The following is a 10,268-nucleotide window of genomic DNA, read 5'->3' on the forward strand; positions in this document are numbered from 1 at the left end:
TTCATAGCTTTTGTGGTCAAAAGGCTACATTAGGCACATGAATACGACCTCACCCATTACTTTTGATCAATTAAATCCTCGGCAACATGGACGAATCCTGTTTGCTATGGGGATGTCTGTATCTGAAATTTCAAAGCAACTTGAGGAGAATCGCTCGACCGTTGAAAGCTGGAAACAGCGCGACGGTTGGGAAAAGGCGGATTTATTCGATGATGTGACTTTAGGCCTAAAAGTTCGTTATATGGCTTTGACTTTCATGGATGGTAAGAGCAATGCGAATTACAAAGAAATGGATTTTATTGGTGGTCAATTTGAACGTTGGGCGAGAATAGAGCGCTATCGTGAGGGCGGTAACCAAGCTGATCTCAATCCAAAACTAGAAAATCGCAACGATAAACCGAAAAAAAGAAAACTTAAAAATCAGCTCACCGAAGATGATCTCAAGCTGCTCGAGCAAGCCTTTGAAGATTTCTTATTTCTTTACCAACAAGAGTGGATGCAGGCGATTGAGGAAAGTGACATCTTCATTTTGCTTAAATCTCGTCAAATTGGTGCGACCCATATCATTGCGCTTTGGGCTTTGATTGACTTGCTCAAAACAGGCAAGAATAAAATTTTCATGTCGGCATCTAAGGCGCAGGCATATCAATTCATTGAATACATCAAAGCCTTTGTACTTGAGGTTTGCGGGATTGAATTGACTGGTGATCCAATTGTGATTAACGGTCCAGTTAAGCAAGCAACTGTTTACTATTTGGGAACCAATGCACTGACTGCTCAAGGCCGTCATGGTGATGTCATCATGGATGAATTCTTTTGGATTCGTAAATTTTTACAGTTCAAGAAAGTGGCCAGTGCGATGGCATCGCAGGAGATATATAAAGAAATTTATATGTCTACACCATCCAGTATTTTGCACGAAGCGTATAAGTTTTGGACAGGCACAGATGGCGATCGAAAATTGCCTATCGAGATTGATGTCAGTAAAGCTGCACTTAAAATGCCTGTGAAAGGTGCTGATGATATTACTCGACAAATTGTCACACTTGCAGATGCTGAAGCCAAAGGCTGTAATTTATTTAACCGTGAAAAATTACTACGAAGATACGGTGATGAAGAATACGCCAATTTATATGATTGTGAATTTATTGATGATTCAGGCTCCTATTTCCCGCTCAAAATCATCACACCAAATATGGTGGATTCATGGCAAGTGTGGAAAGACTTTAAGCCGAATGAGACTCCGCATTATCAAGGAGAGGTTTGGTTAGGCTATGACCCATCTTTTACAGGGGACAATGCTGCGCTAGCAGTTATTGCTCCACCACGTACTCCGCTTGAACCCTATCGAATCTTAGAGGTGAAACAGTTCAAAGGCCTAAGTGCTCAAGAACAAGCGCTGTATATCAAAAAAGTTTGTGGGCGCTATAACGTCACGTTTATCGGTATTGATAACACAGGTAATGGTATTGCCGTGGCTGAGCACGTGGCTAAGTTTTACCCTGCACTAACCCGTCTGAACTATAACCCTGAACTTAAAATCCGCATGGGATTGCGAGCAAAAGAGTTGTTTCAAAAAAGACGTTTGCATTTTGATGCTGGTCTCACCACGGTGGCAAAAGCATTCCTTTCAGTCAAAAAAGCACTAACAAGCGGTGGTGGCAACAAAACATTGATCACGACCCGGTCAGCAGAAAACGGTCATGGTGATATGGCTTGGGCAATCATGAATGGATTAGAGAACGCTCCAATTGTCGACACTATTGATCCATCACAACAAGGCGTACAACGTAGCCGAATTCGAGTATTCAAATCATGAACTTAAAAAGTTTAGTCCCTAAAGCTTTACAACGATTCAGCTCATCTGCAGCTGCTCCAATTGAAGCCCCAAGTAAAAAATCCATCGTCTGTAGCAACTTTGGCCAGCCTGAACCCGTTCTTGATGGCCATACCTTGTTTGAGTATGGTTATTGCCCGAAATGGCAGGACTGGTATGAATTGCCTTATGACATGCTGGCCACTGCAAAATTGTTCAGAGCCACCAGTCATCACACCAGTGCCTTGATTGTGAAACGTAACATCCTCACCAGTGATTTCATTCCTCATCCATGGTTAAGTCGGCATGACTTCAATGCCTTGGCACTGAATCTTTTAACCTTTGCGAACTGCTATGCGAATATCAAAAGAAATCGCTTTGGTGGGATTATTGGTCTCGGATCTCGTCCCGCCTTAAACATGCGGAGAGGGTTGGACTTATCTAGTTATTACCAACTGGATTATGATCAAACCCATAATTATGTATTTCAGCCACAAGATATGATTCATCTATTTGAATCAGACATTGGGCAAGAGGTATATGGCATTCCGAATTACCTGAGCAGTATCAATGCGATTCTTCTTAATGAATCCGCGACGTTGTTTCGTCGACGTTATTATAAAAATGGTGCACATGCAGGCTTCATTCTTCATATCACAGATGCAATGCAAACTCAGGCAGATGTCACTGAGCTTGAGGACGCACTAGAAAATTCCAAAGGAGCAGGGAACTTTAAAAATCTATTGCTCTATACACCAGGGGGGAAAGAGAAAGGGGTGAATGTCATACCACTGGCAGAGGTCGCGGCTAAAGATGAGTTTTATAATATTAAAATTGCCAGTCGAGATGACCAATTAGCAGGGCATCGTATTCCACCTCAATTGATTGGTGTGGTACCACAAAATGCGGGTGGCTTTGGTGATGTTGAAAAGGCTGCAAAAGTCTTTTATTACAATGAAATTATTTACTATCAAAACCTGTTGAAACAGATCAATGAAAGACTGGGCCATGAAGTGATTAAGTTCAAACAGTATGAGCTTTTATCTACAAACGTGACGTGAATAGTCACCCATATTTTACTAAAATATGCACTTAAATAATGTGGTAATAATGTTTTAATTCAATTGTTTATATCTAAGCTGGCTATTAAAAGTCAGCTTTTTTTATGCCTGAAATTTGAATGGTATATCACTGCTGTGTCTGAAGACTATGATCAACTGCGATGGCAGGTAGTAGGCATATTCTTAGATTCAGAAAACATCAGATTATCAAAACACTGCAGCCAATAATTTCACCTTTGCCCCATGACCAAACGCAATCTCCTCTCCCGCCTGCGCAGTTCCTAAATACCGCGTTTTTGATGCAACAGCATAGAAACCCTAACCTTTATGGTTTATAGGGCTTAGAGGCGATTCTATGGCTACTCAGTGACGCAATTTGATGCGTATAGATGCAATTTACTTTATTTAAAGTTTTTTCTATTTTAAAAGTCGAAGTAAAAATGGGGTTACAAAAGTTACGCCCATGAAAAAACAATATATAAGCTTATGAATAATAAAAGAAAAAGTTGTAACCTTTATGGGGTTACATGAGGTTACAGGAATTGGGTTAAATCCAATAAATATATTAAAAACAAATAGATAAGAGGTTACATTTGTAACTTTTTTAAATGGTTACATGTAACTTAAAAGTAACCTAAATGTTACCTTTATAAAATGAATATTTAATTATTAAAAACATATAGTTAATATCTATTCTTGAAATCTGTAACTTTTGTAACCCCATTTTTTTATGACCCTAAATTTTAGGGCTTAATTACAGATTCCTTAAAATATTTGTTTGTTTTTCTCTGTTTCTCAAGTACTTTTCTCCACAGACTTCCACACTATTTAAGTAAATGCTTATTAGGTAATAAAAAATTGGTTCCGACCCTCGGGACCAAGATATTAAAAACCCCAAGCATATTCAGTCTTGGGGTTTTTTATTGCCCGAAATTTATGGCTGAGGCTGTTGATGACTTGAAGTTATAAAAGTACAGATAAATCATGTTTTTTCAAATAGTAAAATAAATCCAAAGATAAAGTCTCGCCTTAGTTGATTTTTTTGTTAAATGCCATCATCGTATTGTTGTATTTTTATATTGTTTTAATAGTGAAAGTTTGCTAATACATAGAATAAATAATGGGTTTGTGCCGATAAAATCACAAAAGATGAGGCAGAAATGGGTATTCAATTACTGGAAATCGGGTCTGATACAGAACAATTAAGTGCTTGTCACTTATCTTTATTATTGGGTGTAAATACTCAAGATAACAAAATTCAAAGCTTCCTTAAGTTTGCAAGAAAAATTTTGCGAGCAAGAACAGCGATTTTAACATTTATAGATGAGCCTTATATTTGGTATGTTGCTCAAAATTCCTTTAATGCTGTTCATCGACCCGCTGAAAGCAATTTTTCAGTTTATTTTGATGACCATTTCTTTATAGATGTACAACATCCAAATTATAAAAAAATGTCGCAATCTCTCTCCGATTTGGGCTTTGTGCATCATCGAATGGTCGCAATAGACTTAAAAGAGGATGCAAAGTCGATTGGTCAGTTGATTTTGTTTGATGAGCAACAGGATGCTTTTGATCGAGATGCGATTGACAGTGTGAAAGAGCTTGCAATGAGTTTTCTTAATATTCTGTATTTGCGTATGGAAAATGCAGAACTTAAGGAGTTATATGAGCAGCAAGTTGCAATGAATGTAAGTAAAACCAAATTCTTTCAAATTATTGCACATGATTTAAGGGCACCATTTCATGGTTTAATCGGTTTCTCAGAAGTTTTGGCAGATGAGCGTGATAGTTTGGATGAGTTGGGTATACAAAGTATTGCAGACTATTTACATGATACTGCCCAATCGACTTATAGCTTGTTAGAAAGCTTGCTGAATTGGGCTATGGCGGAGGGAGGGCGTTCTTTCTACCATCCGATTCATTATAAACTTAAACAGTCTTCACAAATTGTCTTTGATGTACTAAATGGTCTAGCGGTCAATAAAAATATTCAACTGATCGACCGTGTCCCTGATGATTTAAGAATTTTTGCCGATATCAATATGGTGACTTCTGTCATTCAGAACTTGGTCTCAAATGCACTCAAATTCACCCATATGCATGGCAATGGTGTGGTAACGATTGATGCCAAACAGCGCGATGACTTTATTGATATTTATATTCAAGACACAGGTTTAGGCATGACGCATGGGCAAATTGAATCATTATTTGAACCGAAGTTGACGATTAGCTTTAAAGGTACAGCGGGGGAAAAAGGTACGGGTCTAGGATTAGTACTCTGCAAACGTTTCGTTGACTTAAATAAAGGCGAAATTTCTGTAACGTCTAAAGAGGGCGTTGGGTCAACCTTCATCGTCAGCTTACCGCGCTCAAACAGCGCACACCAAGCTTTGTCTTTGGTTTCGCCCCAACAAGAATTTATTGAATAATCATGTTTTCTTTATAAAAATAATTCGCTTAATATCATGATCTGCTGTTATAAATAACCAAAATAATGTGAAAGGGTCGATCATGAATGCTGAGCAATTGCAAAAGACATTGCGCGCAAGTCAATATGCTGAACAAGTCCTATCTATACATCATATTGATATCGAAAAAGATTATGCTATTGATCAGTTTTCTCAGCCACTGACGACCGAACAAATTTTTGCTGTAGTTCAGCAGACTTTACAAGATATAAGTGATGAAAATACATGGATGCGCGCACTCCGTGTTTTACGGGCACGCCTCATGTTTCGTTGGATTTGGCAAGATGCCAATCAGTTGATTGATGTGATGACCTTGACGCGCGAGCTCTCTGATTTTGCTGATGCGGCGATATGCGTTGCTAAAGAATTTGCATTAGTACCCTTGATTGCTAAATATGGGCAACCTGTAGGCTATAACCATAAACTTCAAGATTTAATCGTGGTTGCGATGGGGAAACTCGGTGCACAAGAGCTGAATTTGTCCAGTGATATTGATCTGATTTTTGCCTTTGACGAGCAGGGTGAAACAGATGGGCGCAAGTGTATTGATGTACAACAGTTTTGTATTTTGTGGGGACAGAAGCTGATTTATTTGCTGGACCATATCACTGCGGATGGTTTTGTTTTCCGTGTAGATATGCGTTTGCGTCCTTGGGGTGACGGTTCAGCACTGGCGATTAGTCATGCCGCTCTGGAAAAATATTTAAGTCAGCATGGGCGCGAGTGGGAGCGCTATGCGTGGATCAAGGCGCGAATTGTTACGGGTGGAAAAGAGGGGAATGCGTTATTGGGCATGACTCGTCCTTTCGTATTCCGTAAGTATGTCGATTACACTGCTTTTGAAGCCATGCGCGAAATGAAAGCCATGATTGAGCGTGAGGTGCTACGCCGTAATATTGAAGACGATATTAAGTTAGGTGCGGGCGGTATTCGTGAAGTCGAATTTATTGTACAAGTGTTCCAATTAATTTATGGCGGGGCAAAATTAGAGTTACAAGACCGTCAATGTTTAGTCAGCTTGCATCATTTGGGTGAAGTGGGTCTACTGGATGGGCAAGCAGTCAATGAGCTAGAAGATGCTTATTTGTTTTTGCGCCGTGTAGAGCATGCGATTCAAGCCTTGAATGATCAACAAACCCAGTCTTTACCAACAGAACCTGAACTGCGTCAGCGTATGATTGATACTTTGGGCTTCGCAAGTTGGGATACATTTATTGAGTATTTAAACCAAAAGCGCGCCAAAGTCATTTACCAGTTTGAGCATTTAATTAAAGAAAAAGAACATGACCCTTTTGTGGAAAGTTTTAGTCAACTTGAGACGCGTTTAAATGAAGTCTTGGATGAGGGGGCGAAAAATCTTATACACGAGTTTTGGCATGGTCATGCGTTAAAAAAATTGCCTGCCAAAGCGGTACAACGTTTAAAGATGTTTTGGCCACATTTGATTGAAGCGATTTTACAGTCAGATAAACCACAAGCCGCATTGCTACGTCTCATGCCCTTGGTGGAGTCAGTGATGCGACGCACCGTATATTTGGTCATGTTGATTGAGAGTAAAGGGGCTTTACAACGCTTAGTCAAAATGGCAACGGTGAGCCCATGGATTTGTGAAGAATTAACCCACTATCCAGTTTTGTTGGATGAATTCTTGTCAATGGATTTTGAGCTGCCTCGCCGTCAAGATTTGGAAGATTCGCTACGTCAACAGTTACTCCGCATTGAGCTGGATGATGTTGAAGACTTGATGCGTGTACTGCGCCTATTCAAAAAATCCAATGTGTTGGCAGTCGCGGCTAGCGATGTCTTGGCAGAAAGCCCATTGATGAAAGTATCTGATGCTTTGACGGATATTGCAGAGGTTTCGGTCAGTACAACTTTGAATTTGGCTTACCAAATCACCGCAAAGAAACATGGTTATCCGCTTGATACGGACGGTCAACGTTGTTCGATTGATCATTTGGCATTTGCAGTCGTGGGCTACGGTAAAGTTGGCGGGATTGAGCTGGGTTATGGCTCAGACTTAGATTTGGTCTTTATTCATTATATGGATGAGCAGGCTGATACTGATGGGTTAAAGGCCATCAGTGGATTTGAATTTGCCATGCGGGTAGCTCAGAAATTTATGTCACTAATGACGACTCAAACGCTTGATGGTCGGGTTTATGAAATTGATACCCGCTTACGTCCATCAGGGGAAGCTGGGGTATTGGTGACGAGTTTAAAGGCTTTTGAGCAATATCAATTGAAAAGTGCATGGATGTGGGAGCATCAAGCATTGGTGCGTGCTCGTTCGATTGCAGGTGAGGCCAGCCTACGTGATAAGTTTGAAGCACTGCGTTGCCAAATTTTGACGCAACCGCGTGATGAAGAAAATGTACGTGCAGAAGTGTTGAACATGCGTCAGAAAATGAAAGACCATTTGGGTTCTTCTAAAGAACAACAAAAAGATGGAATTTTTCATTTAAAACAAGACGCAGGTGGTATCGTCGATATCGAATTTATGGCACAGTATGCTGTGTTGGCGTGGAGTGGGTCTCATCCAGATCTTGCCCATTATTCCGACAATGTACGAATCCTTGAAGACGCCGCAAAAGCCAGTTGCTTATCCAGCGACGATGCGACCGCATTGATTCAAGCTTATCTCAGTGAACGAGCCGAGAGCCACCGCTTAGCCCTTGCGAATCAATCCATGCAAGTAAATGCTGCGGACTGGCGCGATACCCGAGTGATCGTTTGCAAATTATGGCAAAGATTAATTGATCCAAGCTCAATTGTGAGCATTGGGTAACATGACTGTGTATATAAATTTGGAGTGTGTGTCATGAATTTGGCTGATCGTGATGGTTTTATTTGGCAAGATGGACAATTGGTTGACTGGCGTGAAGCGAAAACTCACGTCTTAACACATACCTTGCATTACAGCATGGGTGTGTTTGAAGGTGTCCGTGCCTATGAAACACCGAATGGCACGGCTATTTTCCGTTTAAAAGAACACACTAAGCGTTTATTGAACTCTGCAAAAATTTATCAAATGAAAGTTCCATTTGATCAAGCAGCACTAGAGCAAGCTCAAATTGATGTGGTTCGTGAAAATAAATTAGCATCTTGTTACTTGCGTCCAATTATCTTTATTGGTTCGGAAAAGCTGGGTATTGCTGCTACAGATAATACTATTCATGCTGTTGTTGCTGCATGGAGTTGGGGTGCCTACCTCGGTGATGAAGCGATGGCGAAAGGTATTCGTGTGAAAACTTCATCGTTTACTCACCACCATCCAAACGTGACGATGTGTAAAGCAAAAGCGTCAGGTAATTACACTTTGTCGATTTTGGCTCACCAAGAAGTGGCACATTCTGGTTATGACGAAGCAATGTTGCTCGACCCACAAGGTTATGTATGTCAAGGTTCTGGTGAAAACGTATTCTTGGTCAAAGATGGTGTATTACATACGCCAGACATCGCAGGTGGTGCACTGGATGGTATTACACGTCAAACCATTATTACCATTGCAAAAGATTTAGGATATGACGTGGTTGAGCGTCGTATTACCCGTGATGAGTTCTATATTGCAGATGAAGCATTCTTTACAGGAACGGCTGCTGAAGTGACGCCAATTCGTGAATATGATGACCGTGAAATCGGTTCAGGTACGCGTGGCCCAATTACTGAACAAATTCAAACCACATTCTTTAATGCGGTTAAAGGTAAAGATCCGAAATATGCACATTGGTTGACTTATGTAAAATAAGTAATTTGATGTGAAAAGGGCTCTTCGGAGCCCTTTTTTATTTTCTCTATTTTATTTTTATTGACTAATTTTGATTTTAAAATGATCAATACAACATTATCTATTAGTTTCTGAAAAAATATAATATTCACAAAGCATACACAATTGAATAAATTTGTTATTATTTGGTAAAAATGAGATGTATTTAAAATTTAACCAATGATTAACAATCTTATATATCAAGCAAAAGTAATTAGAACGATGTTTGTTTCGGATGAAAAATATCTAACAAAAAGGTTTATTAATAAATTGGGATATACTCCAAATTTTAATCAACCAGAAAGTTTTAATGAGAAAGTGACTGCGCGAATGATTTTTGAAAGAAGCGCACTACACACTAAATTAGCAGATAAATTCGCTGTCAGAGAGCTGGTGATAGATCGAATTGGTGAAGAATATATGGTTCCATTGATTGGGACATATTGTGATTTTAATGATATCAATTTTGATCAATTTCCAAACAGGTTTGTTTTAAAATGCACGCACGATAGTGGAAGTGCTACGATTTGTCATGATAAAGATTCATTTGATTTTAATCGGACAGAAATTAAGCTCAAAAATAGTTTAAAGATGAATATGTACTACCGCAAACGCGAGTGGCACTATAAAAATATTTCGCCGCTTATTTTGGCGGAGCATTATTTTGATTTATATCGTGATGCTGAAACACTTGCGACTATTACGACCTGCCGAGTTCACTGTTTTGAAGGGCAACCGATGTATGTTGAGGTTGATGTTCGTGGGCATGATGGTACTGAATATTCAAATATTTATGATACTTCTTGGTCATTACAGCCGTTCACCGTTGACTTGAAAGAAAATACACCGCAACCAGTTATTGAGCCTTGCAGGATGAAGAAGATGATGGAGTTATCTGAAAAACTTTGTTTGGAATATGGCTATAGCCGAATAGATTTTTTATTGTCGCAAGATGCAATACTGTTTAGCGAAATTACATTAACACCAAACGCAGGGCGTATGGTTATTTCTCCTGCTGAGTGGGATATCAAACTGGGAGCCTTATGGCGCTCTTAATGTGGCCTACAGAGTATTATTGGATTAATTTAAAAAAATATTTGATTATTCGATATTCTGAAATAGGATATTATTTGAATACTGTGCAGATGCTCTTTAAT

Annotated in this window: 6 protein-coding genes; all 6 read left to right on the forward strand. The window is 39.5% G+C overall.

Going from position 1 to position 10,268, the window contains the following annotated elements; translation table 11 throughout:
* Positions 1 to 37: 37 nt before the first annotated feature.
* Complete coding sequence (locus tag GBI16_RS13420; RefSeq protein WP_151707239.1) at positions 38 to 1,819, forward strand: terminase large subunit domain-containing protein; 1,782 nt, start codon at positions 38 to 40, stop codon at positions 1,817 to 1,819.
* Positions 1,816 to 2,877 (forward strand): phage portal protein, encoded by a 1,062-nt coding sequence (locus GBI16_RS13425; RefSeq protein WP_151707240.1) that lies wholly within the window; start codon positions 1,816 to 1,818, stop codon positions 2,875 to 2,877. Before GBI16_RS13420 ends, GBI16_RS13425 begins: the two co-directional genes overlap by 4 nt.
* 1,160 nt (positions 2,878 to 4,037) lie before the next feature.
* The gene (locus GBI16_RS13430) at positions 4,038 to 5,306 is read left to right on the forward strand and encodes a sensor histidine kinase KdpD (protein WP_151707241.1); all 1,269 of its coding nucleotides are present in this window, start codon (positions 4,038 to 4,040) and stop codon (positions 5,304 to 5,306) included.
* 82 nt (positions 5,307 to 5,388) lie between these two features.
* Entirely contained in the window at positions 5,389 to 8,133 is a 2,745-nt protein-coding gene (gene glnE, locus GBI16_RS13435; protein WP_086210441.1) for a bifunctional [glutamate--ammonia ligase]-adenylyl-L-tyrosine phosphorylase/[glutamate--ammonia-ligase] adenylyltransferase, read from the forward strand.
* Between the two features lie 33 nt (positions 8,134 to 8,166).
* Entirely contained in the window at positions 8,167 to 9,093 is a 927-nt protein-coding gene (locus GBI16_RS13440) for a branched-chain amino acid transaminase (protein ID WP_086210440.1), read from the forward strand.
* A gap of 198 nt (positions 9,094 to 9,291) precedes the next feature.
* Positions 9,292 to 10,167, forward strand: coding sequence for an ATP-grasp fold amidoligase family protein (locus GBI16_RS13445; protein ID WP_151707242.1), 876 nt, complete (start codon positions 9,292 to 9,294; stop codon positions 10,165 to 10,167).
* The last annotated feature ends 101 nt before the right edge of the window (positions 10,168 to 10,268 follow it).

Origin of the sequence: Acinetobacter sp. TUM15064, assembly GCF_008980265.1 — a bacterium.
Classification (GTDB): Bacteria; Pseudomonadota; Gammaproteobacteria; order Pseudomonadales; family Moraxellaceae; genus Acinetobacter.